Source organism: Arthrobacter sp. MYb221, assembly GCF_002979835.1.
Taxonomy (GTDB): domain Bacteria; phylum Actinomycetota; class Actinomycetes; order Actinomycetales; family Micrococcaceae; genus Glutamicibacter.
On sequence record NZ_PCPW01000006.1, the window covers coordinates 70,866 to 97,081 of the forward strand.

Annotated in this window: 22 protein-coding genes, 1 pseudogene and 1 riboswitch; of the genes and pseudogenes, 8 read left to right on the plus strand and 15 right to left on the minus strand. The window is 63.4% G+C overall.

What is annotated here, in order from left to right; genetic code table 11:
- Positions 1-570: 570 nt before the first annotated feature.
- Positions 571-1,149 (plus strand): hypothetical protein, encoded by a 579-nt coding sequence (locus CQ015_RS09130; protein ID WP_096255398.1) that lies wholly within the window; start codon positions 571-573, stop codon positions 1,147-1,149.
- A gap of 21 nt (positions 1,150-1,170) precedes the next feature.
- On the opposite strand, the gene CQ015_RS09135 is transcribed toward CQ015_RS09130, so the two are convergent.
- Complete coding sequence (locus CQ015_RS09135; RefSeq protein ID WP_105649961.1) at positions 1,171-1,872, minus strand: response regulator; 702 nt, start codon at positions 1,870-1,872, stop codon at positions 1,171-1,173.
- A 3-nt stretch (positions 1,873-1,875) separates the two neighbouring features.
- Entirely contained in the window at positions 1,876-3,453 is a 1,578-nt protein-coding gene (locus tag CQ015_RS09140) for an ATP-binding protein (protein ID WP_105649962.1), read from the minus strand.
- A gap of 152 nt (positions 3,454-3,605) precedes the next feature.
- Between CQ015_RS09140 and CQ015_RS09145 the strand changes: the two genes are divergently transcribed.
- Genes CQ015_RS09145 through CQ015_RS09155 form a run of 3 tightly spaced genes read left to right on the plus strand, consistent with a single transcriptional unit; the run spans position 3,606 to position 6,745 of the window.
- Positions 3,606-4,589, plus strand: coding sequence for a tripartite tricarboxylate transporter substrate binding protein (locus CQ015_RS09145; RefSeq protein ID WP_105552533.1), 984 nt, complete (start codon positions 3,606-3,608; stop codon positions 4,587-4,589).
- Positions 4,586-5,212: a tripartite tricarboxylate transporter TctB family protein gene (locus tag CQ015_RS09150; RefSeq protein WP_105649963.1), complete on the plus strand. Its 627-nt coding sequence runs from the start codon at positions 4,586-4,588 to the stop codon at positions 5,210-5,212. The genes CQ015_RS09145 and CQ015_RS09150 overlap by 4 nt, the downstream gene beginning before the upstream one ends.
- Positions 5,213-6,745 (plus strand): tripartite tricarboxylate transporter permease, encoded by a 1,533-nt coding sequence (locus CQ015_RS09155; RefSeq protein WP_105552531.1) that lies wholly within the window; start codon positions 5,213-5,215, stop codon positions 6,743-6,745.
- 178 nt (positions 6,746-6,923) lie between these two features.
- Here CQ015_RS09155 and CQ015_RS09160 read toward each other — a convergent pair whose 3' ends face one another.
- The 3 genes from CQ015_RS09160 to CQ015_RS09170 form a co-directional block, all read right to left on the minus strand.
- Positions 6,924-7,340 (minus strand): DUF6069 family protein, encoded by a 417-nt coding sequence (locus CQ015_RS09160; protein WP_105649964.1) that lies wholly within the window; start codon positions 7,338-7,340, stop codon positions 6,924-6,926.
- Between the two features lie 147 nt (positions 7,341-7,487).
- Positions 7,488-7,817 (minus strand): DUF202 domain-containing protein, encoded by a 330-nt coding sequence (locus tag CQ015_RS09165; protein ID WP_105649965.1) that lies wholly within the window; start codon positions 7,815-7,817, stop codon positions 7,488-7,490.
- Positions 7,817-8,197: a YidH family protein gene (locus CQ015_RS09170; protein ID WP_105552528.1), complete on the minus strand. Its 381-nt coding sequence runs from the start codon at positions 8,195-8,197 to the stop codon at positions 7,817-7,819. Before CQ015_RS09170 ends, CQ015_RS09165 begins: the two co-directional genes overlap by 1 nt.
- Positions 8,198-8,405: 208 nt before the next feature.
- Here CQ015_RS09170 and CQ015_RS09175 point away from each other — a divergent pair, with 208 nt between their 5' ends.
- Positions 8,406-9,452 carry an MBL fold metallo-hydrolase gene (locus tag CQ015_RS09175; RefSeq protein WP_105552527.1) on the plus strand — a complete coding sequence of 349 codons (1,047 nt, stop codon included), beginning with the start codon at positions 8,406-8,408 and terminating at the stop codon, positions 9,450-9,452.
- Positions 9,449-10,798, plus strand: a complete 1,350-nt coding sequence (locus CQ015_RS09180) for an MFS transporter (RefSeq protein WP_105552526.1) — start codon at positions 9,449-9,451, stop codon at positions 10,796-10,798. The genes CQ015_RS09175 and CQ015_RS09180 overlap by 4 nt, the downstream gene beginning before the upstream one ends.
- Positions 10,799-10,840: 42 nt before the next feature.
- Here CQ015_RS09180 and CQ015_RS09185 read toward each other — a convergent pair whose 3' ends face one another.
- The 6 genes from CQ015_RS09185 to CQ015_RS09210 form a co-directional block, all read right to left on the minus strand.
- Positions 10,841-11,758, minus strand: a complete 918-nt coding sequence (locus CQ015_RS09185) for a LysR substrate-binding domain-containing protein (protein ID WP_105552525.1) — start codon at positions 11,756-11,758, stop codon at positions 10,841-10,843.
- Positions 11,759-12,411: 653 nt separating this feature from the next.
- A complete protein-coding gene (locus tag CQ015_RS09190) occupies positions 12,412-13,641 on the minus strand; it encodes an acyl-CoA dehydrogenase family protein (RefSeq protein ID WP_105649966.1) in 1,230 nt (409 codons plus the stop codon).
- A gap of 33 nt (positions 13,642-13,674) precedes the next feature.
- Complete coding sequence (locus tag CQ015_RS09195; protein ID WP_181150388.1) at positions 13,675-14,901, minus strand: acyl-CoA dehydrogenase family protein; 1,227 nt, start codon at positions 14,899-14,901, stop codon at positions 13,675-13,677.
- A gap of 54 nt (positions 14,902-14,955) precedes the next feature.
- Positions 14,956-15,046: riboswitch (SAM riboswitch) on the minus strand.
- A gap of 336 nt (positions 15,047-15,382) precedes the next feature.
- Positions 15,383-16,573 (minus strand): MBL fold metallo-hydrolase, encoded by a 1,191-nt coding sequence (locus CQ015_RS09200; RefSeq protein WP_258138194.1) that lies wholly within the window; start codon positions 16,571-16,573, stop codon positions 15,383-15,385.
- A 79-nt stretch (positions 16,574-16,652) separates the two neighbouring features.
- Positions 16,653-18,248, minus strand: a complete 1,596-nt coding sequence (locus CQ015_RS09205) for a 4-hydroxyphenylacetate 3-hydroxylase family protein (RefSeq protein WP_105649967.1) — start codon at positions 18,246-18,248, stop codon at positions 16,653-16,655.
- Between the two features lie 43 nt (positions 18,249-18,291).
- On the minus strand, positions 18,292-18,879 hold the full coding sequence (locus CQ015_RS09210) for a flavin reductase family protein (RefSeq protein WP_105569381.1): 588 nt from the start codon (positions 18,877-18,879) through the stop codon (positions 18,292-18,294).
- Positions 18,880-19,117: 238 nt separating this feature from the next.
- Between CQ015_RS09210 and CQ015_RS09215 the strand changes: the two genes are divergently transcribed.
- Positions 19,118-21,424, plus strand: a complete 2,307-nt coding sequence (locus CQ015_RS09215) for a LuxR C-terminal-related transcriptional regulator (RefSeq protein WP_105649968.1) — start codon at positions 19,118-19,120, stop codon at positions 21,422-21,424.
- Between the two features lie 148 nt (positions 21,425-21,572).
- Here CQ015_RS09215 and CQ015_RS09220 read toward each other — a convergent pair whose 3' ends face one another.
- From CQ015_RS09220 to CQ015_RS09235, 4 genes and pseudogenes are all read right to left on the minus strand, one after another.
- Positions 21,573-22,934 (minus strand): GntP family permease, encoded by a 1,362-nt coding sequence (locus CQ015_RS09220; RefSeq protein ID WP_105649969.1) that lies wholly within the window; start codon positions 22,932-22,934, stop codon positions 21,573-21,575.
- Between the two features lie 262 nt (positions 22,935-23,196).
- Positions 23,197-24,258, minus strand: a complete 1,062-nt coding sequence (locus CQ015_RS09225; protein WP_105649970.1) for a sugar diacid recognition domain-containing protein — start codon at positions 24,256-24,258, stop codon at positions 23,197-23,199.
- Positions 24,255-24,557, minus strand: a pseudogene (locus CQ015_RS09230) (aldehyde dehydrogenase family protein); the annotation flags it as partial. The pseudogene CQ015_RS09230 and the gene CQ015_RS09225, both read right to left, overlap by 4 nt.
- Positions 24,558-25,066: 509 nt before the next feature.
- Positions 25,067-25,369: a helix-turn-helix domain-containing protein gene (locus tag CQ015_RS09235; protein ID WP_096257488.1), complete on the minus strand. Its 303-nt coding sequence runs from the start codon at positions 25,367-25,369 to the stop codon at positions 25,067-25,069.
- Positions 25,370-25,433: 64 nt separating this feature from the next.
- On the opposite strand from CQ015_RS09235, the gene map reads away from it, so the two are divergent.
- Complete coding sequence (gene map / locus CQ015_RS09240; RefSeq protein ID WP_096257486.1) at positions 25,434-26,210, plus strand: type I methionyl aminopeptidase; 777 nt, start codon at positions 25,434-25,436, stop codon at positions 26,208-26,210.
- The last annotated feature ends 6 nt before the right edge of the window (positions 26,211-26,216 follow it).

Below are 26,216 nucleotides of genomic sequence, written 5' to 3' on the forward strand. Positions count from 1 at the left end.
CCCACTGCACCGGCAATACGCCCGCATTGTGGCGGTCCTTTCGCTTTTGCTGCAATCCCTCCTCTCCGGTGGATGCGTCAGCTTTTCCGCAGGATCCATGAATCAGCGGTGCGAGTTTCAGCCTCCCTTCCCACTAAAGGATGAGGGCGGCTCGTTGACTAGGGTAATTACTCAGGGCTAGGGTCTTAAAGGAGACTAATCGACAAGGAAACTTTCGAATGCGCAATGCACCAACATGTCACGAACACCGGTAGTTGGACGCTGACATTTTATTGAAGCGCAAAAACTCGCTGACGGGGAATCAACCTTGTGCAGGAAGCCAGGGCGTCGATTGCCGATATGGTTGCCACTCCTGCTTCGGTATGCGCAAGCAGGAGCTGCTGCAATGCCAGATGCCGAATTAAACGCAGGCCATTTTCGCGCGGGCCAAAGGAATCTGGGACGCGATTCGCGGTGGTTCATTCACCGCGCAGATGGGCCAAGGACCTGCAGATGCCAGCAAGCAGTTCTTGGCCCAGATGGCGCTGCCACCGCCTGTTCCGGGTAAGAAAAGTAGTAGGCAGGATTAAAATGAGTGCAGATGAAATCAGGTTTCCGACGCTCGGGAACGCCATCGCGGGACGACTGACGACGGGTGCGGTGAAAGGACTTCTGGCCCTGGCCGTTGCCTGGCTGTGCACATGGTTCATCAGCGTGGACGCGACCTTCGGCAAACTCGTTATTGCCTTGATCGTGTCGTTCGTGGTTTCGGAGGTGCTCGGCGCCGTCATCGAGCGCCCAATAGTTGTGCGGGAGTATCGGGCCGCTCCCGGCGGGCTCGGCTACGTGCTGCTCCCGTTGTCGGCGTCGGTGTTGATCGCGTTCGCTTCTGCGTTCGCAGTCACCGGAGCCATGGATGCAGCCGTGTTGATAACTGTCATCGTTGCGGTGATCAACACCAGCGAAGTGCTCTGGCTGCGAAGTTGGGAGCCCGGGCCAACCCCGGACGAGGAGCGAGCCAAGTTCCAGGATTTCAAGGCGATGACTAGTGAATATTTCGCGGAAGATGCCGCGGAGATCAAACGCCAAGCTGGCCACAAGGCACGGGAGCGGTACTACAAGAAGAAAGCCCGCGGGGAGTCAAAGAAACATGGGAACGAGGGCAGCTGACAGCCGCGCGCCGCCGGCGGCTCAGCGGCGAACCCAGCGATAGCGGTGTTCCGGGCGCCCCGCCGAACCATAGCGCGGGCGCAGTTCCACCTGTCCGCGCCGCTCCAGCAGGTCCAGATACCGCCGGGCGCTGACCCGGGAGACCCCGCAGGCCTCGGCGACCTCGGCCGCCGAAATATCCGCGCCCACCCCGCGCACCGCGTCGGCGATGAGATCCAGGGTGGCCTGCGCGTAGCCCTTGGGCAGGCTGCCGGTCGGGGCCGGCGCCGGCACGGATCCCGTCGATTCGGCCTCTTCGCGCAGCAGCACGTCGATATCCGACTGGGCCAAGCGTTCCGGCGCGGCGATCCGCGCCTGGCGGAACAGGTCCAGCCGCCTGCGGAATTCCCCGACGGCGAAGGGCTTGACCAGGTACCCGTCGATCCCCTGGCCGATGGCTCCGCGCACCGTGGGCGCATCGGCGGCTGCGGTGATCATGATGACCCCCACCTGGCTGAACCGGGCGCGCACCTCGGCGAGGACCTCGACGCCATTTCCGTCCGGCAGGTGCACGTCGAGCAGGATCAGCTCGATTCCCGCATTCGCCTCCAGGCAGGCCAGCGCCTCCGCGGCGCGGGTGGCGGTGGCCGCGACACGGAATCCGTCGGTGGATGCAACAAAAAGTTCGTGCATGGCCAGCACATCCGGGTCGTCGTCGACGATCAGCGTTTCGATCTGGCGCATAGCTTAGTTCCCCTGCCCTGTTGCCGCCGGCCACCGGGCGGCGAATTGCGCGCCACCCAGCGCGGAGTCTCCAACCTCGATTGTCCCACCTCTGCGCTGGATAATCCGCTGGACCAGGGCCAGCCCGATCCCATGGGGCTGCGTGCTTTGATCCTTGGCGCTGACTCCGCGGGTGAAGATGCGTTCGGCTTGCTCCGGGGGCACCCCGGGGCCGCTGTCCTCCACCCGCAGTTCGGCCTGCTGCCCGGCCAGCCGGACAAAGACCTCGACCCGGCCCCCGTCGCCGGCCGCCTCGATCGCGTTGCTGAGCAGATTGCCCAGCACGGTCAGCAGGTCGCCGTCGGCCCCGGCGCCCGCCGCGACCAGCGACTGCGCCGACACCTCGAAGGACACCCCATGTTCCCGGGCCACCGCGGCATTTGCCGAAAGCACCCCGGCCAACCCGGGGTCCGGAAGTTCCACCGCGGTGCGCTCCTGCGGACCGGCGATCCGGGTTATGTATTCCTGCGCTTTCTGGTGCGCACCGACGGACAGGTAGCCGGAGAGCACATGCAGCCGGTTGGCGAACTCGTGGGTCTGCGCCCGCAGGGCATCGGCCAGTCCGCGCTGGCCGGCCAGCTCGCGCAGCGAAGCCTCCAGCGCGGTGCGGTCGCGCAGGGTCAGCGTATAACCTGCATCGGCCCGGGCAGCCCCGGCCACCGCATTGCGCCGCGAGACCACCAGCACCCGTTCGCCCACCAGCACCTGCCGGGCCCCTTCCTCGGGCATCGCGCCGAGCAGCGGGTCCAGCACCTCCTCGGCGATGCGGCCCACCACCGATTCGCGCAATCCGAGCAGCGTCTCGGCCTCCCCGTTGCACAGGGTGATCCGCCCCGCGGGTCCCACGCCGAGCACCCCGTCGCTCACCGCGTAGAGCAGCGCATTCTGCGACTGGAGCAGGCCCGGGACCTCATCTGGCTCCACCCCGAAGATGCGGCGGCGAATGGCGCGCGCCGCGGACAGGCTGAGCAGCGTGCCCAGGCCGGCGGCGCCCAGAATCCACGGGGCGAAGCCCACCACGATGGAGTTCAGCTGGGCACGCACCTCGCTTTGCAGGATCCCCACGGAGATCGTGCCGATGATCTGGCCGTCGGCGCGGATCGGCGCCTTCACTCGCAGGGTGGGGCCCAGCGTTCCGGATTCGATCCCGGAAAAGCTCTCCCCCTGGCGCATCAGCGAATGATCGGTGGACACCGGCCGGCCGATCTGCTCCGGGTCCGGGTGCGAAAGGCGGATGTTATCCAGCCCCACCACCACGACGTAGTCCACCCCGGACACCTCGCGGGCCAGCTGGGCGATCGGCGCGATAACCCGTGCGGCGTCCTCGGTGTTCAGCGCGGCGATCACCGCCGGCTCGTTGCCCACATGGCTGGCCACCGTGCCGACCCGCGCATAGGCCTGGTCCTGCACCCGCTGGTCCTCGACCACCATCACCGCGACCGCCACCGCGAGCACGACGGCCAGGACGATGACCACCTGCAGCCCGGCCAGCTGCAGGCGCAAACGACGGCGGCGCGGTAGCGGGGTCGCGGTGGGTCTCATTACCTGCCTTCCGGCGTTAACTTTATTTTTCTTATGGCACCTATGACCCAAACCACGTTTTCGATAGTGGTTTGGATCACTGCATGGGATCGTAGCTAAGACGCTTCCGGCCTGCCGGAATCCCCCTCATCACTCGAACCCTACGGATAGCTATGAGCAAACTCAATTTTAAGAACGTGGCCTTCCTGGTCGCCAGCGTTCTGATCGCCACGCTCGCGCTGGTGACCTCGGCCGCCTCGGGCGGCGAGAACACGGTGCGCGCGAAACTCGTGATCATGGCCCCGGCCTCTCCCGGCGGCGGCTGGGACGGCTTTGCCCGCGAAGCGCAGCAGGCCATCAAATCCGATGGCATCAGCAACAACGTGCAGGTAGTCAACGTCCCCGGTGCCGGCGGCACCATCGGGCTGAGCCAGTTCGCGCAGATGACCGGCCGCTCGGACATGCTGATGGTCACCGGCGGGGTGATGATCGGCGCGATCGAACTCGCCGATTCGGGCACCTCGCTGGAAGACGTCACCCCGATCGCCCGGCTGGCCGATGACTATGCGGTGATCGTGGTCCCCGGCGACTCCGAGCTGGAGACCCTGGCGGACTTCGTTGAAGCCTGGAAGAAAGACCCGGGCGGAACCTCCATCGCCGGCGGTTCGCTCGGCGGCATCGACCACCTGCTGATGGGCATGGCCGCCCGCGAGGTGGGCATCGACCCGCAGTTGGTCAACTACATTCCCTACTCCGGCGGCGGCGAGGCGATCACCTCTGTGCTTTCGGGCACCACCAGCGCGGCCGTTTCCGGCTACAACGAGCTCTCCGACCAGATCGAGACCGGAAGCCTGCGCGCCCTGGCGATCTCCTCCGAAGAGCGCCTGCCCGGCGTGGATGTGCCGACCTTCAAGGAGGCCGGGGTCGACGCGGCCATGGCCAATTGGCGCGGCTACGTCGCCGCCCCGGGCATAACCGCCGAGCAGAAGGCCGAACTGCAGCAGATCGTGGCCGAATTCCATGCCACGGAGCAGTGGAAGGACGCCGTGGCCCGGAATAACTGGACCGACAGCTACATGGTCGGCGATGAGCTCGACGCATTCATCGACGCGGAGATCGCCACGACCACGGATCTCGTGGAAGGACTCGGACTATGAGCACCACCCAGAGCAGAGAAACCATCGAAGACACCGTACGCATTACCGGTTTCTTCTCGGGCCGCAGCGAGCTGGTGGTCACCGCGCTGCTGCTGGCCCTGGCCGTCGCGCTGACCATCGGCACGGCCTCCATGAACGTCATGGGCGATACCGTGCCCGGTCCGCAGTTCTTCCCCTGGATCATCTGCATCGTGCTCTATGCGCTGACGGTGCTGCATGGCCTTTCCGTGCTGCGCACCCGGCGTTTCCCGCAGGGCACCGAAAGCGGCAACCCCGATTTCTCCGCCGAAATGCTGGCCGAATTGGGCGACACCCAGCGCACCGAGGTGCTCGGTGCCAGCGCACAGCGCCCGCGCCGCACCGGCCGGGTGCGCCTGTACTCGGATTGGGCCACGATCGCCTGGATCGTCGGCGGCATCGCCTGCTTCATCCTCGTGCTTCCGGTGCTGGGCTGGATTATTTCCGCGGCCGGATTGTTCTGGGCCATCTGCAAGGCGCTGGGCAGCACCCGCCCGATTTTCGACATCGGGGTCGCCGCCATGGTTTCCTCGATCAGCTATTTGGCGTTCGGCCTCGGGTTGGGCCTCAGCCTGCCCGCCGGGCTCCTGGGAGGTTTGCTCTAAATGGATCAGCTCAGTCACTTAATGGCGGGGTTCGCCGGTGCGTTGACGCTCGTGAACCTCATGTGGGTGCTCATCGGCGCCTTGCTGGGCACGGCGGTCGGCGTGCTGCCGGGCCTCGGCTCCTCGATGGCCGTCGCCCTGCTGCTGCCGGTCACCTTCAGCCTGGACCCCACGGCCGCGTTCATCATGTTCGCCGGAGTCTACTTCGGCGGGATGTTCGGCGATTCCACGGCCGGAATTCTGCTCAATACGCCCGGGGCCTCCTCGGCCATCGCCACCACCTTCGAGGGCCACAAGATGGCCAAGAGCGGGCAGGCGGCCCGGGCCTTGGCCACCGCCGCGATGGGCGCCTTCATCGGCGGGCTGATCGCCACCACGCTGGTGGTGTTCTTCGCCCCCTCGCTGGTGAAACTGGCGACCGCCTTCGGCCCGGCCGAATACTTCGCCTTGGCCGTCTTCGCCTTCGTCGCCATCTCCTCGGTGGTCTCCGAATCGATCATCAAGGGCCTGGGCGCACTGTCCATCGGCCTGGTCCTGGCGCTGATCGGGGTGGATGGAATCTCCGGTTCCGTGCGCTTCACCGGCGGCCTGCCGCAGCTCTTTGACGGGCTGTCCATCGTGGTCATCACCGTGGGCCTGCTGGCCCTGGGTGAAGTCATCCATGTGGCCTCGCGGATCCACCGCGACCCCAGCGCCCTGCGGATCCCGGCCAGCGGCCGGATCAGGCTCAGCGGCGCGGACTTCCGCAAGGCCCTGCCGGCCTGGCTGCGCGGCACCGCCTTCGGCGTTCCCTTCGGCGTCATCCCGGCCGGCGGCGCGGAGATCCCGACCTTCCTTGCCTACGGCACCGAGAAGCGCTTGGCCGCCAAGCGGAAGGATCCGGAGTTCGGAACCACCGGTTCCATCAACGGCGTGGCCGCCCCGGAGGCCGCCGGAAACGCGACCGCCGGCATGGCCATGGGCGCCCTGCTGGCCCTGGGGCTTCCGGTCTCGGCGACCGCGGCGCTGATGATCGCCGCGTTCCAGCAGTACGGCATGCAGCCAGGCCCGCTGCTCTTCGAACGCTCGGGCGACATGGTCTGGACCCTGCTCGCCTCGCTCTTCGTGGGCTTGGTGATGCTGCTGATCATCAACATGCAATTCGCCGGGCTTTGGGCCAAGCTGCTGCTGGTGCCACGGCACTACCTGTATGCAGGAATTACCGTGCTCTCCATGCTGGGCGTCTATGCGGTGAGCTCCTCGGTGATCGACCTTTGGTTCCTGCTGGCCATCGGCATCCTCGGCTTCATCATGCGCCGCTACCAGTTCCCGGTAGCCCCGGTGCTGATCGCCGTGATCCTCGGGCCGCTGGCCGAAACCTCCCTGCGCCGGGCGCTGACCGTGTCCGAGGGCGACCTGGGCTACCTGGTCTCCTCGCCGACCACGATCATCATGTATCTTCTGCTGATCGCCGCGGTGGCGCTGACCATGGTCAAGCATGCGGCGAGCCGTCGCAAGCTGCGCTCCGAGGCGATGGTCCTGCAGGATTCGTAGACCGACTGACTCCATCAATTAAGGGCCGCAGGCCGGGACAATCTTGGGATTGTCCCAGCCCGAGGCCTTGCAGCTCTAGAGCACAACTCAATAACTACGAGCTCACAAATGCCTGCTGCCCACGGATTTCTATCCGTGGGCAGCAGGCATTTTGCGTCGAGTTGCAAGAGCTCGGTTGCTAGTTCGTGTGCAGGCTCTTGTTGCCGTAGTGCACCGCGAAGAACAAGCCAAGGCCCACGAAGAGGTGAATGATGCTTAAGGTGAGCGCGGTAGCGATGTCGCCGGCGGCCATGATTGGCAAGATGATCGAAACAACCGCAACGACCAGACCCAACCACTGGGCGACCTTGCAGAATGCTGGCTTGGCGCGGCCGATAACAAAGACCACCGCACCGAGGATGAGGATCGGCAGCAAGGTGAAACCGTAGACCTGAGCGAAGCCAACGTGCTCACCGGTGTTCTCACCGAGCACCATGGTGGCTCCTGCGGAACTGCCAATGAAGTAGGTGATGACGTTGAGGAAGCCAGTACCAGCGGCGGCAATCAGGACCTGAACGAAGTTAAACGGGCTTTTGGGTTGAGTCTCAGCGTTCATGAGCCGGAGCGCTCCTCTAAATAGTTGATTTTATCCAACTAAGTCTAGAACCTGACCCGCGTTCCGCGCGTCTCACTTGCCAGTGAAATCCGCAACACCCATGCGCCGGCGAAAAGCCAAAGGGGGCTACAGCCGTACACGCAGCCCTCAGTTCGGGCCGAGCACCAAGATCATTCCGAACACGCCAATGGCGATCAGCACCAGGGTAGTCATCAGCACCGCGACGATATCCGGCCTGACCCGCTCGGATTTCACGCCGAGGGCCATGCGCCGGTAGCGAGCGCGCTGCGAGGCAAAGATTCCCAGCGCCATGGTCGCGGAAATTGCGATCATCAACACGATACCCACGCCATAGTGCGGCAGCCAGCGCAAGAAGACGGCACTGACCACAAGGAATGACACCAGGGTACGGCTCCACGCAAATACCGTGCGCTCTGGCTGCAGCCCCGGGTCGGCGATCTGGATGGGCTCGCGCATCAGGCTCGCGAACCGACAATCATCGCCACGGCCGCGATGGAAGCGGCCACTGCGCCGAAGCCCAGGAGCGGAACGATGGCAGGTATCGGCAGCGGGCGTCCGGTGCGCATGCTGCGCTCCACGCGGACCCAGCGGACCGCGGCACCTGCGGCGATCAGAATTCCCACGCCGATGATCAGCACCGCGAGCCAAGTGCGCAGCGGCGAGGGGAAAGCCTCGGCGGCGAAGGCCTCAAGCGCGGTACCACCGGCAAGGAATGCCAGCGAGGTGCGGATCCACGCCAGGAAGGTGCGTTCGTTGGCTAGCGTAAACCGGGGATCCGGCTCCGCGCCATGAGGCAGGACCCAGCGCGAGAGGCGGCTTCGTTCGTGATCAGACATGCCACTCCTACAGGTACGTGTTGCTTCCACTCAGTACATCATGCGCAATGCTCCCTCATCGCCTGAGGATGCTTCGCGTCGCGTTGAAGTCTACAGACCCATTCATAAGTAAAACCATTGTTAATGGTAGTTAAAAACAGTTTTACGAATGTGAGCCAGTGCATAAGAATGGTTGGTAGATACTAGAACAACGAAAGGTCGCAGAGACATGGCCTCCACCAATTTGAATCCCCACGTCGTCACCCTCGGCACCGCAGGCGGTCCACGCTGGTGGACCGGCGAGCACGCTGGCGAGCGGGCAGGAATCTCCACCGCGGTAGTCGTCGGTGACAGCGTCTACCTCGTAGATGCCGGCACCGGCGTGGGAAACCAGCTGATGAAGGCGGGCTACAGCCCGGCGAACCTGCGCGGCATCTTCCTCACCCACCTGCACTCCGACCACAGCATCGACCTGGCCTCGCTAGCCATCTTCGGGCTGTTCACGCTGCCCGCCGATAAGGAACCCATCGCCATTGTCGGCCCCGGCGAGCGCGGCGCCTTGCCACCGGCTTCCCCGAGGGCGAGCGTTCCGCCGCAGGCGCTCTACCCGCAGAATCCGACGCCGGGCACCGCCTCGATGTTCGATCATCTGATGCAGGCCTACGCAACGGACCTCAACGACCGGGTGATCAACGCCTTGCGGCCCTCCCCGCTGGATCACTTCTCGGCCCAAGACATCCAGATTCCTGCGGGCACCGGTTATCACCCGAATGAGAACCCGACGCCGGAGGCATTCAAGCCATTCGTGATCTACCAAGATGAATTGGTGACGGTGAGCGCCACGCTGGTGAAGCATCCGCCGATTGCGCCGGCCTTCGCATTCCGCTTCGACACCAGCGAAGGCTCGGTCACCATTTCCGGAGACACCTCGCCTTGCCAGAACCTTGTCACGCTGGCCCGGGACACGGACCTGCTGCTGCATGAAGCCATCGATTTCGAATGGGTCCAGCGCACCTACGGTTCGATTGGAACGCTGGAATCCCAAGCCTCCATGGACCATCACCGACGGGCCCACACCTCGGCCGAACAGGCCATCGAGATCGCGGCCCAAGCCGGGGCACGCACCCTGGCCCTGCACCACCTGGTGCCGGGCACGACCCCGCTATCCGTCTGGCATTCGCACGCCGATAAGTTCTCCGGTACCTACTTGGTCCCCGACGACCTCGATAAAATATCCTTCTCCCGCATCCACAGTGAAATGGCGGCATCCCGATGAGCAATGCAGTGAAGCCACAAAACCAGCCGACGGGCGATGGTGAGCTCAAAGTTCCCTCGCTCAATTCCCCGCAGATGCGTCGCATCCTCGCCTCGAGCTTCATTGGAAGCGCGATCGAGTTCTACGACTTCATCCTCTACGCCACGGCCGCCTCGCTGGTCTTCAACAAGGTGTTCTTCATCGGGCTCACCCCCGGCGTGGCGCTCTTCGCCTCCTTCTCCACTCTTGCCGTTGGCTACCTGGCCCGCCCGCTGGGCGGAATCGTCTTCGGCCACTTCGGCGACAAGGTGGGCCGCAAGGGCGTGCTGATCACCTCGATGGCAATGATGGGCGGCGCATCGACGCTGATCGGCCTGCTGCCTCCGGCCGCTCAAATCGGCATGATCGCGCCGATCGCGTTGATCACGCTGCGCATCGTCCAGGGCCTGGCCGTGGGCGGCGAATGGGGAGGCGCCATGCTGATGGCACTGGAGCACGCCCCGAAGGAACGCCGCGGCTTCGCCGCGAGCTTCGCGAATATGGGTGGACCGGCCGGTGCGGTGCTGGCGACCCTCGCAGTTTCCGCGGTCTCCATCCTGCCCGATGACCAGTTCCTGGCTTGGGGCTGGCGAATCCCGTTCCTGATCAGCATCGCGCTGGTAGGCATCGGCCTGATCATCCGGCTCAAGGTCGCCGAGTCCCCGCTCTTCCTCGCCTTGGAAGGCAAAGCCGAAGAACGCAAAACCCCTTTCCTGGAGGTCATCACCAAGTACCCCGGTTCGGTGATCCGCGGAACGCTGGTCGGCATGAGCTCCTACACGGTGCAGGGCCTGATGACCGTCTGGGCCGTCGCCTATGTGGTTGAAGAGGTCGGCATGGACCGCACGGCCGTGCTGAATGTGAAGGCCATCGGCGCTACGCTGACCGTTATCGGCATCTGGTTCGCCGCCCGCTACTCCGACAAGCTCGGTCGCCGCCCGGTCATGATGGTTGGCATCGCCGCCGGCGCGGTAATGGCCCTGCCGATCATGTGGATGCTGGAAATGGGCGAGCTGTGGCTCTTCGCCATCGCCCTGTTCATCGCCAACGGCATCATCCAGGCCACGATCTTCGGACCCTTCGGCGCTTTCACCGCCGAGCTGTTCCCCACCCGGATCCGCTACACCGGCGCTTCGCTGGTGTACCAGCTCTCCTCCACCGTGGGGGCAGGCTTCACCCCGATGATCGTTACCGGCTTGGTGCTACTCGGTGGCGGAACACTGTGGATCGCCGGCGCCGTCTGGGCGGGCGCATTCATTGTCGCCGGGCTTGCCATACGTGGGGTGAAAGAGGGCCGCGAGGCGGATCTCGAAGCGGAAAACCTGTAGCCTCGCTGAACAGATCCAGGGTTGGCTGGAGTCGCAAAGACTCTAGCCAGCCCTGTTTTCTTTTTCGGCTCCAACCTCTTCACAGAAGTCGAGGAATGCGCGCAGCCGCAGGCTCGGACGGTTTGATGCAGTATAGGCGACACAAATATCGCTCTCGCCGACCGGACCCTCAATTTCCAGGATCGCCAGCGGCAGTCCGTCATAGCTGAGATTGACCGGGGGCCGCTGCACCAGCACCGTGTAGCCCAAACCCCGGGCAACCAAACCGCGCACGGCCTCGAAGCTCTGCGAACTCCAACGCACCTTGGGATCCAGGCCCGACATCCGCAGATTCACCAGCTGGTTATCGCGCACCGTCGGAATGTCCAGGGACACGAAATCGTCTCCCGCCAATTCCGACAGCGCCACACTGCCTCGCTTGGCCAGACGGTGGTTGCCTCCGACCAGGACATACGGCCGCCCCGACATGACGCGGCGCCACCCCACGTGCGGCAGGAGATGCCGAGTGTGCGTGAGCACCGCATCCAGATGCCCCTGCAGCATCCGCTCCTGCAGCTCGGCGCCATCTCCCTCGAGGAGGGTCACCTGCAGGTCCGGGTGCACGTTGGTGAAGCGTTCGCAGATCACCGGAATCCAGAAGGCCGCCAGCGAGGAGTAGCAGCCGATGACCAGCGGTCCGGAGAGCTTGGTTTGGCGTTCCACGATTTGATCCTGCACCTCTTCGGCATGGCGCACCAGCTGCTTGGCATCGTGGAGGAAGTCCGTACCTACCGCGGTGAGGACCACGCCGCGCGCCCGGCGCCGCACCAGCAGCTGCGATCCCACCACCCGTTCAAGTTCGTCCATCGCCTGCGACATGGCGGCCTGCGAAATATGGCAGGCGCCGGCGGCCGCGGAGATGGACCCGGTTTCGGCGACGGCGACAAAATACTGTATTTGACGCAGGGTGTAGTTGATCACCCACTCAGTCTAGCCAGCGGCCTAAAACCCACCGAAGCGGATTCCATGAAGCATGCTGCGCACCGCCGTTCGGAACAACCTGGTCGGAGGCGCCTTGGAGCGGACACCTACAATCGAAATGCCCGTTATCTTCAGGCATGCCCGCTTATTGAAGAGGATATAAGTTGCCGCGATGCAGAACTTTCAGAAATACGCTGAGGATCCTCTTCGGGAGGGGAGCAGCCCAGCCCCTATCCCGAGCTGGACTTCATCGAACCGATCATCGCGGTCGTGGCAGACGAGCGCCAGCGCTACAGGCTCGAACAAGAGCTTTCAAGCATCGAGGTCAGCTGGGAGACCCGCGGAGTTTTCGACTGCGGCGAGCATCGGATTGCCGCTGGAGATGTCCTCTACCTCGCGCATTCATTTCTGGCACCATATGCCACGGATTCTGCAGGGAACATGCGCTACGGAATCATGCAATCGCCGAGTCCGAGCGCCGCCTACTATCGGAAGGACACCGCGGACCGCGAGTTACCAGTGCTTTATCTGCAGCGAGTTGTTGTGGGCGAGGTGCATCCAGGGGGTACCGGCGAGCTGCTCGGTGATTGTTGCGCTACACGCAGCAGGCCCGGCGCTCAAGATGAGGGCTGGGCCTGCCCGCTCTGTGGATGCTACTTCGAGGCGCCGATGGCCCAAACCCGCGGCAGCTCGGTGCCGTTGACCGCCAGATCGCCGATCAGCCGGGCCTTGAACACCCACGGGTTGTGGTTGCCGGCGGTGCGGGCATTGCGCCAGTGCCGATCCAGATTCTTCGAAACGCTGGTAGCCGAAGCGGCCAGCGCGTCGAAGGCGTGGGTGATCGCGTTGAGCACCAGCGGGGTGAGCACCACCTGGGCCTGCGCACTGGCCAGCTCGGCCGCATCATTGGCCGCCTCGTCTTCCTCCGCCGTCGCCTCGCCCTCGTGCAGCGCCAGCGCGGTTTCATAGGCTCCCTGCAGGGACTGCGACACGCGTTCCACGGTTCCGGCCGCCGCGAACGCAGCCGCCGACACCTCGCCGATGACCTGCAGCAGCTGCGGATCCTCGGCGGCCACGTTGGCGGCGCCGTGGCTGAAGGTGCGCTTGCGGGCCTTCAGCTCGGCGGCGAAGTCGCGTTCGGCGGCCTTGGCGGACCCGGCCAGCACCACCAGCAGCACCTGCTGGTAGAAGGCGGTCTGGTACTTGAAGCGGGTGTCGAAGTCGATCAGGTCCTCCTCGGCGACGACCGCGTCGGTGAAGGTGGAGGTTCCGGTGCCGGTGGTGCGCTGTCCGAAGCCGTCCCAGTCATCGGCCAGCACCACGCCGGGCTGGTGCCGGTTGACCGCGGCGATCACGCGCTTGCCGGTATCGGTGCGCTCGGCGTAGGTATCCAGCCAGTCGGCGAAGATCGAGCCGGTGGAATAGTACTTGGTGCCGTTGACCAGGAACCCTCCCTCGCCATCCGGGGTGACCTTGGTGATCACCTCGCCCACCTTCACGGTGCCGATCTCGGTCCAGGAGTTCCCCACCAGCTCCCCGGCGGCAAAGCGGGCCAGCCACTTGTCGCGCCCCGGCCCCGGGGCGGCTACCAGGCGGTCTTCGACGAAAGCGAAGTGGGCGCGCAAGGCCTGGGCGATGCTGGAGTCCGCGGCGGCCAAGTCCACGAGCAATTCGAAGAGCTCGGCCAAGGTGGCCCCTGCCCCGCCGTGGGAGACCGGGACGCGCAATGCGCCGAAGCCGGCGGCGGCCAGCTCGGCCACCTGCTGGTGCGGCAGTTCTCCGCTGCGGTCGCGTTCGGCGGCGCCGGCGGCGATCTTTTCAAAGTGCGGGGCGAAGCGGGTTTTCAATTCAGCCAGGCGGTTGGCGGTGGCAAGTACGGTCATCAGTTCGGTCCAATCCGTGGGTGCGGTTGAGGTTTAGGTGTAGAGCGAGAGCGGCTGGGTTTCCCCGCGCAGGAAGTACGCGCCGACCTCGATTTTCTTGTAGTCCACCGGGTCGTGCAGCGAGTGGGTGCGCACATTGCGCCAGAACAGATCCAGGCCCACATCATTCTGCGTAGAGGAGGAACCGGTGACCTCGAAGATGCGGTTGGCGACCTCCACGCCGATCTCGGTGGAGACCACCTTGGCCTCGGCGATTTCCACCGCCAGCGCCGCGCGTTCAGGCTGGGTGACGTTCCCCGCCTTGGCCAGCAGCGCATCGAATTTGCGGCCGAGCTTCTCGGCCAGCGCGGCCACCGCGGCGGTGCGCGCCTTCAGCTCGCCCACGGTGCGCTGGAAGACGACGTCCTGGGAGTAGGTCTCCGCCGCCGAGAGGAACCAGGCGTTCTTGCGGCCCAGCAATATCTGCTTGCCGCGGGCCAACGCGCCCTCGGCGATGCCCAGGTAGAAGTTCGCGAAGGCCAGCTGGATCCCGGGGGTGAGCAGGGTGGACACCGGCTCGTCGGTCACCGCCCCGAGCAGATCGGCGGCCTCGATGCGCACGTTGTGGTACTTCAACGAGTTCGAGGCGCTCAAGCGCTGGCCCAGGTAATCCCAGTCATCGACGATTTCCAGCCCTTCCCGGTCGCGCGGGAGGACGAAGGCCAACACTTCGCCGTGGCGCGGGCCTCCGGAGACCTCGGCGTTGACGACGATCACCTCGCCGACTCCGGAGCCGGTGGAGAAACGCTTGAAACCGTTCAGCCGGAAGCCATCGTCCTCCGCGGTGAGCGTCAGCTGCGGGTCCACCGGATTCACCGAATCGCCCCAGAGCCAGCCTCCGGCCACGGTCCGCTGCCACCACGCGGCCTGGGCTTCGGCCGGAGCGTAGAAGGCGATGCCGGACTGGTTGATGTAGTGGTAGGCCAGCAGCTGGGAGATGGACCCGTCGGCCGCGGCCAGGATGCGGATGGTTTCAAAAGCGGTGGCCCAGTGCGCTCCGGCTCCCCCGAATTCGGCCGGAACCAGCAGGTTCAGCAGCCCGGCCTCGCGCAGCAGCTGCACCTCGGCGAAGGGCTGCTCGTTTTTGCGGTCGCGCTCCAGCGCATCGGCGGCCAGGGTGGCCGCGACCCGGCCGGCGATCTCGCGCCAGTGGGCGAGCTCGGCCTCATCTGCGCTCCCGGTGTAGGGAACGCGGGGCAGTTGCGTGCTCAGTACGGTCATTTTCGTTCTCCCTTAGAGTCTTGCTCCGAAGGAAGCAGAAAGTTGCTTTCTGCTGATCCATCGAACCTGGCGTTAGCACTAGCTGCGGAAGGCAGGCTTGCTGCGGCGTCGTCGAGCCAGGTCTCTCAGCCGCTCTGGATGGTTGGTACTTCGAGTCAAGCAGTTGAAGTACGAGCGAACGAGAATGCAGTCATAAGAGGCAATATGACGCTCAGAAGGGAGTCAGGATTGTTGGGTCGGGGAGAAAAATGTCGACTATTGCCTGGCACATTACAGAATAATTCGTAAAACTAGGCCAGGGTCCAGGGCGTGGAGCATCCACCAGAAAGCCGTTGTACCGCCTTTGCGCACAGTCCTGCGGTCCAGTCCTTTCGCTCTCGGGCCAACGCAAGAAGCGCAGGGGAGGTTGCGGCGGATTGCCGCCAACTGTCACCCCTGCGCACGATGCTCTGGATACGCCTGCTACGGCGCACCCCTGGACCTACTGCGTTCCGACGCCAATGACGTCGAGGTCTCGGCCGATCACCAGCTTCCCGTCGAAATCCTCGGCGCAACGCGCCCAAACCTCGTCGGGGCGGTTCCCGGGCACCAGATGCGAGAGCACCAAGGTTCCGACGTTTGCCGCCTGAGCTACCTTCCCCACGTCCTCAATCAAGGTGTGCGCCTGTATCAGATGCTGGTATAGGCCTTCTTGCGCGTCGCTGCGCGGCTGCGGGAACAGCGACTCGGGCCATGTCTTGTCGAGTACCTCGTGCACCAGGACATCGGCTCCCTGCGCCAGGGTCGTGATGTTGGGCGTCAAACCGGTGTCCCCGGAAAAGACGACGGATCCTTCTTCGGTTTCGAATCGATAGGCCAGAGCCGGGAATACCGGTGCGTGGTTGACCAGGATGGCCGAGACCTTAATGCGGTCGTCCTCGAAGAAGTCGAAAGGCTCCATGGCCGGGCAGGGATCCGAGTTGGGGTTCTTCATATACTCCTTGGGAACAGGCACATCGAACGCTTCCCAGAGCTCGTCCGGTCGCGGTTTTCGATTGTCGAAAAGGCGATCGTTGAAATCCGTGGCGAAGGCTTGGACCAGCAGGTCCGTCATCTGCTTGGTCCCAGGGGTGGGATTGCGCGGATTGACGGGTTTGGGCGCCTTGCCTCCGCCGAATAGTTCGGGCAGTTCCCCGCGATTTCCCGGTCCCCAAATCGGCACTTTCTTCTCCACATGCTGTAACCCGTTGAAGATGCCTTCACTGAGGATGTTATTCAGATCTGCGACATGGTCCGAATGCAAGTGGGTCAGGAAGATGCCGCCGAGCGCATCCAGCGGACCGTCCATATCTGTTTCATAGTTGATCCCCAGCCGGGCTTTGCGCAACTGGCCCATAACTCCATGGCCGGCATCGATGATGTAGTAGCGGTCCCCCACCACCAGCGCGGTGGAGATTCCCTCGCGGGACCCGCCGGGCCAATAGGGAGGGCCGCCGGAAGTGCCCAGCAGCACCAGCCGGGTGTTGCTGCTGCCAGCTGGCGCCGGGCCGAATTCCCGTCTTGCTGGATCAGTCGCGCGCGCCGGGCCAGCCATGGCTCCCAGCCCGGCCGCAGCTGCGCCGAGCCCCAAACTGGCAAGCATCGCACGCCTGCCGATTCCGGCGGCCGCGGCCCGCCCGAGGATCTCGCACATGTGTTTCCTTTCATTGAGTTCTTATAGGTAACGAGGGTTTCCCGCACCGCCCGGCATCCCGCCCGCTGGCTGGGTGGAATTAGCGACCGCGCTTCAGGTAGGCGTTAACGTCATCGCTGTTGAATAGATCGGGAACCGTCCAGCCGTCCAGGTTGTACTCCCCCATGCACTGCTCGACCATGCCGTTCATCAGCGAGGTGGCGCCGGAATTCTTGGCATGCATGAGCATTTCGATGCGCACGTTCTCGTGGTTTCCCGAATAGTTCCGCTCGTAGAGTTCGTGCCGTCCGCCGAATTCGGAACCGATAGCATCCCAGAGCAATTTCATGAGCTTGACCCGGTCAACGGCCTGCACTCCGTTGGAACCGCGGACGTACTTGTCCAGATACGGGCGGATCTCCAGATTCTGGAAATCCAGCGCGCCGCTGGGCAGGTAGATCAGGCCCGAGGCCACATCCTGCTCGATGATTTCCTTGATCCGGCCGTAGCCCTGGGCCATGAACATGCGGTAGGCCAGCCCGTAGTCCATCTTCGGCAGCACCGAGCCATTAGGGCCCTGGTCCGGGTTGAGCATCATGCCGTCGACCAGGCCCCAGAACAGGTTGCGCCAGCCGATGACTTCTCCGGCCCTTGCCTGCACCCCGCGGAAGTCCTGGGTTCCGGTGATTTCCAAGGCCTTGAGCAGCAGTCCGGCGATGAAGTCCAGCTTCACTGCCAAGCGGATACAGCCTTGGAAGGTGAAGCGCTGGATGAAGCCGGTCTGCGGCATGAAGCCGTTGATTTGCTCCGGATCGCCGTAGGCGAAGATGTTTTCCCACGGCACCAGCACCTTGTCGAAGACGAATACCGCGTCGTTCTCATCCATGCGCGAGGACAGCGGGTAGTCGAACGGGGTGCCGGTGACCGCGGCGTTCTGCGCGTAGGAGGTGCGCGAGATCAGCTTGACTCCAGGCGCATCCATCGGCACGGTGCAGATCAGCGCATATTCCTTCTTCTTGATCGGCAGCCCATAGTGCGAGATGAAGTTGAAGTTGGTGATCGCCGAGCCGGTGGCCACGACCTTAGCCCCGGAGACGATGACGCCGTTGTCGGTTTCCTTCTCCACCTTCATGAAGACGTCGGCTACCTGATCGGGCGGCAAGTGACGGTCAACCGGGGGATTGATGATCGCGTGGTTCCAGTACAGCACCTTCTCCTGCGACTCCTTGTACCAGCGCAGGGCGTTCTCCTGGTATGGCGAGTAGAACTCCGGCATGGAACCCAGGGTTCCCAGGAACGCCGCCTTGTAGTCCGGCGAGCGCCCGAGCCAGCCATAGCTCATCCGGGACCAGGTCTCTATCGCGGTGCGCGAGTCCTTCAGATCCTGCACGGACTTCGGAACCTTGAAGAAGGGGTGGGTCATGCCGCCGGATCCGGTATCGGTCGGGACTAGCAGCTTGCCGGAGGTCGCCGGGTCGTGGAACCCGTCATATAGCCGGGCTGCCATGCGGATCGAGTTGCGGAAGGCCGGATGGGTTGTTACATCCTTGACGCGTTCGCCGTGGATGTAGACTTCTCGGCCATCGCGCAGCGACTCGATGTACTCGTCGCCGGTCATCGGTAATTTCGGGTTGGCTGGGGTGGTCCGCGCGGACATGTCGCTGGCGGATTGGGTGGGCTCGGATATCTGGGTCATGGTGTTCAGCTCCTATGGGTTGGGTCGGTCGGATTGGAGATGCTTAGAAGGATTTGAAATCGGTGCTTCCCTCGAACCAGCCGGAGGCAAGGGAGTCTCCGCAGGAGGTCCAAGGGGCACCGCCGATGTAGTCGCCGACATCGCGGAATTTGCCACCGAAGAAGCCAAGGGGTTCCAGCTCGTTGTCGCTGTGCAGGGCAATCACCCGTCCGATGACGATCAGGTGGTCGCCACCGTCGTAGGTGGCCCAGGGCTCGCATTCGAGGGTGGCGATATTTCCTTCGATTACCGGGATGTCCTGCGCGTCCGATCGCCAGGCCACTTCGCCCTTCATGGGCTTGCCGGCAAAGTTCAGGCAGGTGTCCAACTGGTTGGCGGACATGATGTTGATCGCGAAAGGTGATTCTTCCAAATATCCGGAGACCTTGTTTCCCCGGATCAGCGTGACCTGGGCAAGCGGCGGGTCGAGGGATACCGCGGTGAACGCGTTGACTGTGGCGCCGTGCGGTACGCCATCCGGGGTGCGGCAGGTGACCACCGTGACGCCGGTTGCGAATTTGCCGAAGGCGTTGCGCAATTCGCGCTGGTCGATCTTCGGCAAATGGTCTGCATCAGTGGTCTGCTGGCTCATGGCTCGCTCCTGGGTTCGAACTTCCGATGGTGCACACCAGCTTGGCCGATGCCCGGCCAGCGCACACGGGTAGAACTACCCCCTCGCATGCCCTATTTGTGTCATGCGACACAATTGGGCGTGCCAAAATGAGAGACTATAAACCAGCAGAACCTGTGTTTCGTGTTGCAGCACACGGCCTGGTAGCAACCGCGGCGACACGCAGGGAAGGCCCCGCAAGATTGGAGCTAATTCATAGATGACTAGGCGTTTCAGAGATACCAGATTCTCGGAAGGGCGACTGGAAGCGACCTCTTTCATTGGACGCCGCCGGGAGCTGGAAGAGGCGAAGGCACTATTGGCGACTTCCCGGATGGTGACCTTGACCGGCCCGGGCGGCGCGGGCAAGACACGCCTGGCGGGGGAAATCACCCGGTTGGCCCACAGGGCCTACCGGGACGGTGTCGCGGTAGCCGAGCTGGCTCCGCTGAACCACAATGCTGCAGTGGCGCCCGTCGTCGCGGCTGCCCTGGACATCTCCGATCAGTCGAAGCGTTCTGCATTGGACCGCCTAGCAGACTTCTTGCAGGACAAGGAACTGCTGCTCGTGCTGGATAACTGCGAGCATGTGCTTGACGAAGTCAGCTTCCTCGTCGACCGACTACTCGCCCAGGCCCCCGGAGTACGTGTCATGGCCACCAGTCGGGAACCGATGGGCATCGCCGGCGAATCCATCTATGCCATCCCGCCGTTGTCTTTTCCTGGCCCCGATGAGCAAGTCCCTTTTGCCCAGATCGAAGGCTTTGAAGCAGTGGCCCTCTTCGTGGCACGAGCTCGGAACGTCGTCCCATCCTTTGCCCTCGATGCCGCCACGGCCCCGGTCGTCGCACAGCTTTGCGCCCAGCTCGATGGCATGCCGCTAGCTATTGAGCTGGCGACAACCCGCCTGCGCTCACTGTCGACCACCCAATTGCTGCACCGTCTCGATCGCCGTTTCCAGCTGCTCACCCAAGGCGACAGGACCGCTCTGCCACGACAGCAGACGCTACGCGCCCTGATCGATTGGAGCTACGAATTGTGCTCGGAGTCCGAGCAGCTGCTCTGGCGCCGCCTCTCCGTATTTCCCGGCAACTTCGATCTGGACGCGGTCGAGGAAGTCTGCGCGTTCGAGGCCTTGGAGCCATCCGAAATACTGGATCTGCTGGATTCCCTAGTGGCAAAGTCGATCTTGGCAGTTCGCCGGGAGGGAGAGTTCCTGTCCTACCATCAGCTGGTCAGCATCCGCGAATACGGCCAGCAACTGCTCATCGATGCTGAAGAGACCACAAGCCTGAGGACCCGGCACTTCGGCCACTATCTCCAGCTGGCCGAAAGCATGGTGCGCCAGTGGTGCGGTCCGGATCAAAGCCGTTTCCTGCGCACGGTCCGGGTTAACCGCCCGAATTTCGCGGCGGCCTTCGACTGGGCCCTGTCCACCCCCGGGGAAGAGAAGGCAGCTGCCCGGCTGGCGTCACTACTGCGCTACCAGTGGGTCTCCGGGAACTTCATCACTGAGGGACGCGCCCTGCTGGAGCGGATCATTGACCGGCAAGAGGACAACGCCTCCAGCGATCACGCCTCCGCATTGTGGGTGGCCGCCTGGGTGAGCCTCATCCAAGGCGAGCATGATGCAGGGGCGGACTATGCGCGGCAGTGCCTGAGCATTGCCCAACGGCTCGGCAACGGCGCCTTGGCCGCCCATGCCGAGCACTGGATTGCGCTGCACAAGCTGTTCAGCGGCGATCTGCCCGGGGCCATCGAACTTTACGAGCAGGTGGCCGCGGCCCACGCCCGGCAGGGGGATACCGCCTCGCAGCTCACCGCGCTCTTCCAGCTTGGCATGGCTGAAGTGCTCAATGACTGTCCGCAACGAGCCTTGGACACCTGCCAGCTGGTGATCGACCGCTCCGAAGCGTGCGGAGAGCTATGGAACAGAGCGTATGCGCACTGGATCAGCGCACTGAGCTATTGGAAGCTCGAGCAATACGACCGCGCTTCCAGCGAAGCTCTAGCTTCCCTGCGTATCCAGCGCGAATCCTTCCAGGACGGCATCTGCATTGCGCTCAGCTTAGAGGCTCTGCAGTGGATCACAGTTTCGCAGGGAAACTTCGAACGCTCTGCCGAATTAGCCCGTGCCGTGGATTCGGTCTGGTCCGAGCTGGGAACGTCCGTGCAGGCTTTTGGCCCGCAGATGGCAGATGCTTCCTCGCGAAGCCGGCGGTTGCTTCACACGGCACTGGGTCGAGAATACAGCGCCCCCGACCGCGCCCCGCTATCCAAGGCCCAGGCTCTTGACTACGCCTTGGGCATCGAATCTAAACTCGACTCTTGCGCCGTACCGAACCCGCTGACCAAAAAGGAGACCGAAGTAGCAGCATTGGTAGCCCAAGGGTTGACTAACCGCTCGATCGCCCAGCGCCTGGTGGTTTCACCGCGAACCATCGACGGGCACGTAGAACGGATTTTGGCCAAGCTCGGATTCACTTCAAGGACGCAAATCGCGGTTTGGATAGCTGGCCAGCGATGATCTTTGGCTTGCCACGAACCGTCTGAGTGCGCCACCAATTCGGGCCGCCGCCATCAGGTATCCATTGCGGCCATCCCGCCAGTTAAACGAATAACCGCGCCATCCTCTGATGGCGCGGTTATTCGTTGATGCAGGCTTCTTGGATTTACTAGAGCAGGACTGCCCCGAGGATCCAGACGGTAGCAAATGCGGCGGTGCCCTGGATGGCGGTGGCCACGCTCAAGGTCTTGTAGGCCGTGATCACCGGGATGCGGCTGAGCTGGGAGACCACCCAGAAGTAGGAATCGTTGGCATGCGAGACGACCATCGCGCCGGCGCCAACTGCCAGGACACTGAGCACCATGCCCAGTTCGGAGTCCAGACCGAGGGATCCGAGCATCGGGGCGACCAGCGCCGAGGTGGTCACCATCGATACGGTGGACGAGCCCTGCGCCGACTTCAATGCCGCGGCGATCAGGAATGGCACAGCCAGTCCGAGACCCAAGCCGCTGAGCGAATCGGAGAGGATCGTGGTCAGCTCCGAGGCTGCCAGCACAGCACCAAAGGCTGCGCCGGCACCGGTAATGAGCAGGATGGGCGCCGCGGTGCGCACGGCTTCGTGCATCTGCTCGTTGAAGTCGGCAAGCTTCTTATTGCCGTTCAGCAGCAAGGTCGCGGCGAGCAAACCGAAGATCAGCGCGATCACCGGGGTGCCGATGAAGGACAGTGCTTCCAGTGCGGCGCCTTCGCCGAAGGGATGCGATGGAAGCTTGGCGATCGATGCCGCGCAGATCAAGACCAGCGGCACGAGGATCGGCAGGAAGGCCAAGCCAGGGCTTGGCAGCTTGCCGAAGCTCGCCCGCAGCTGCTCGTAATCTAGTTCGGCGATGTCGTTCTCATCCTCGGAAGGCAGCGGAGTCCAGGTGGACTTGTTGAAGCGGCTGGCATAGAACAGCCCGGCCATGGCCGAGACCACTGCCACCGGCAGGCCGATGGCGATGATCAATCCGAGGTTGTCGGCGATGCCGATGGACTCGGCGGCTGCCAGCGGTCCTGGGGTCGGCGGGACCATGGTGTGGGTGGCATACAGGCCGGTCATCAAGGCAATGGAGGTGGCCAGCGTGGAAACACCGGTGCGCAGGGTGATGGCCTTGCGCAGGGAGTTGAGCACCACGTAGCCCGAGTCGCAGAAGACCGGTATGGAAACGATGTAGCCGATGAGCGACAGCGTCAGGTTGGGGAATCTGGTGCCCAGCACCTTGATCAGCGCATCGGCCATGGAGATCGCGGCCCCGGAACGCTCCAGGATGATGCCGATCATCGTGCCGAAGAGGATTACGAGGCCAATATTGCCCATGGTGCTGCCAAAGGCGGTGGTCACCGTGGAGGCGACCTCGGCGATGGGGATCTTGTAGGCGAAGGCCGCGAGGATGGCCGCGCCGATGAGGGCGAGGAAGGGGCTGATTTTCCAGCGTGCGGTGACCAGCACAATGGCCACCACGAGGATCAGCAGAACGAGGAGTTCATACACGGCGAGTTGGCTCCTTTGCCAATATCTGTGGCCCCCAGCCCGAACCTGCAATGGCGCAGGCGGTCGTTCTGGGTGCGAGTTCCGGCCCGTTGCTGCCGCCCGCTATTCCGCCAGGTCAAGCTGCTCAGGCTTTTCCTGCGAAGGCTGTATCGGCCGGGAGGACCGGTTCAGCGGGCGCTCAACTTCGAGCATCTTGCCAATACTAGGGACTGCGGACTCAATCACCTATGGGCGCACGCCCATATTCTTATGCCGGAAATTCCTAGAATATGTGTTTCTGGTCTAGGGCGACCGCTGCGTAGATGGCATGCTGCAGCCGCACCGCCTGGCCGGTGTGGCGGATGTCCACCCCGGCGATCAGGGCTACGCGCTCCAGACGCTGCACCAGGGTATTGCGGTGTATGTGCAGTTCGGTTGCGGCCTGGGTCATCGATGCTGCGGCAGTGACGACCAGCAGCGTCTTCGCTTGCTCTTCGCTCAAGTCCCGGGCGGGCCGGGCAATATGGCTCAGGCTCTGCGCCGGTGTGCGCGCGATAGCGGTGGCGATTTCCGGGCTCCAGATCTCCCGGTTTCGTCGCTGGGGTATCAGCGCCGGGAGCGCCACGAGGGCACGGAGGGCTTCGGCTTCGGCCAGCAGGTGTCCGGCGCCTTCTGCCGGGGCGGAGGCAAGATAGCGCTCCGTTGCGCCTTGGTCTTCCTCGAAGGCCGGTTCGTTCGCCAGCCGGATCCGCCAGAACGCACCGGAGAGGTTGATCCAGGAAGTGCGCCGGCCCTCAACGGCCGGTACATCCAGCAATGGATCCTGCGCGCTGCGCGGGATCCATGCCTCCAGTTGCGTTGGTCCGCGCAGGCCGTGCGCTGCCAGGCTCCGGTCAATGGCTTCTGGCTCGGCCCATCCGGCCAGCAACGCGGAGATAATGTCCCGGGCTTCTGTTTCACGGCGGGTACTGCGCGAGTGCTCGCGTTCCTGGGTGAAGAGCAACTGCACGGTCAGTGCAATCAGATCGGCTAGCGGCTCGACCTCATGCGGGGCTCCGGTGACGCCGACGACCCCGCACAGCTGATTATCCAATGTGAGCGGAACGTTGACCCCGGGCTGGGTTCCGGCGCTGCCATCGGCCTGGCTGACGCGGATGATCTGGTTGCGGCGGATCGCCTCGGCGCTGCCCTCGTGATGCGTTCCGATGCGGGCCGCATCGGTGGAAGCAATGATCACCCCGTGGGCATTCATGATATTGACATGGCGGTTAATCGTCGGCGCGATGGTGTCGACGACCTTTTGCGCCAGTGCGCTGCCTAGCCGGGGCTGCTCCTGTTCGCTCATGGTTTTATCCTAGCCGTCCGAGTCGCTGGGACCCTTTCCATACCCCAGCCGGACTGCTTGAAACCGCCAGATGGCATGTTCGCGTCCATGCCGGCTCCGGTATTCACGCGGAGATTGCCAGCCTGGATTTTCTTCGCAATCAGCAACGCCTCGGAGATGTCTCGGGTGAAAATGATCGAATTCAGCCCGCAGCCATTGCCGAAGGCTTGGCGCAGTACGACCGCGCGGGAATCTTCATCACTGAATTTTGTGTCCGAGAGCTCCGGCCCAATGATCTCTTCTTTTGACACCGACATTTCGGCTTCACATTGTTCAGGACGGTTGGCGGAACGAAGGGCCCTCCGCGCTCACCGGTTCTCCGCAGGTAACCAGTTCGGCACCTTCTGCGAGGCCCGCGGCCATGTACTCGAGCACGCATACATTCAGCACGTTTCATTATCACCGGTGACAGCTTCAGCATCCAGGTAGTAGATGAAGACCGCCGCTGGGCAAGGAAGCCCTCGCTTAGATCGAACCCGCGGGCACGTGCACCTCATCGGGTTGCCACAGGGCAAGCCACTAGGACTCAACGCCATGCTAGGCATGCCCATGCACCAACGCAGCCTGCACGGGATTTGAAAGGGCCCCTCGAACGCCCGCCAGGGCGCTCCGTACTATGCGGAACTTCATCAACAAGGTCGGCTGAACTTAGATGATTTGATCGCGCAGGAGATTCCGCTGGAAAAGATCAATGAGGACTATTGGGCACAGGAGAGCGGAGCGATCGCCAGGGGCGTGATCCGCTTCGAAAGCGCAGCATTTCAGCGAACTAGCTCGCAAGCCGCTCGCGCGCCATTCGGCTGGATCGGGCACCGCTGGCGTCCGGCTCTTGGGCAAGCACGGAATTCCAAAGTTCATCCAGCGAGAGTCCAAGGACCCCCGCGATGGCGGCAATAGTTGAGAATGCGGGGGTGGCCACTCGCCCGGACTCGATCTTGCGTAACGTCTCCGGGGAAATTCCCGCGTCAAAGGCAATGTCAACCATGGTCCGTTCGGCTCTTGCCCGGCGCAAGAGGGCGCCGAGGCGCTCGCCGCGTTCGAGTTCTTCAAAAGTGAGGGGCAATCTAACCATAAAACCAATTATAGTACCGGTATAGTATGGACGGTATTGTTATTGGTTTTATGAAAGGCTTCGCATGATCGAGATCCTGAATTCCCACGAAGCTGCCCGGGCTAAGGTCACCGGAGCTCTCGTGGGGCAGATCCTGCAAACCCTGCGGGACCGCAGCGTGGTGGGCACCAACCTTTTGGACATCAACGCTTGGGCCCGCGAGATGATCCTCGGAGCAGGCGCAGAATCCTGCTATGTCGATTACGCACCAGCTTTTGGACGCGGACCATTCGGCCATTACATCTGCACCGCGGTCAACGATGCGGTGCTGCACGGATTACCCCACGACTACGCACTGGCCGACGGTGATTTACTGACCCTGGATCTTGCGATTTCCAAGGAAGGCATCGCCGCTGATGCTGCCATCAGCTTTATCGTGGGGCCGACCCAGGACACCGCAAGCACCCAGCTGATCCAAGCCACGGAACACGCGTTAGCTGCCGGAATTGATGCGGCCCGGCCAGGGGCCAAAATTGGCGATATTTCCTATGCCATCGGCACAGTCTTGCGCGAGGCCGGGTACTCGATCAATACCGAATACGGCGGCCACGGGATCGGCTCGACAATGCATCAGGAACCTCACATTTCGAACAACGGACGGCCCAACCGAGGCTATAAGCTGGTTCCCGGATTAATGCTCGCGCTGGAACCATGGGTTATGACAAACACCGCGAAGCTCATCACCGATCCCGATGGCTGGACCTTGCGAAGCGCAACGGGTTGCCGTACCGCGCATACCGAACACACGGTACTGATCACCGAGGGGGCGCCTCAAGTATTGACCCTGCCGCCCTCCTCCTAGGCCGGG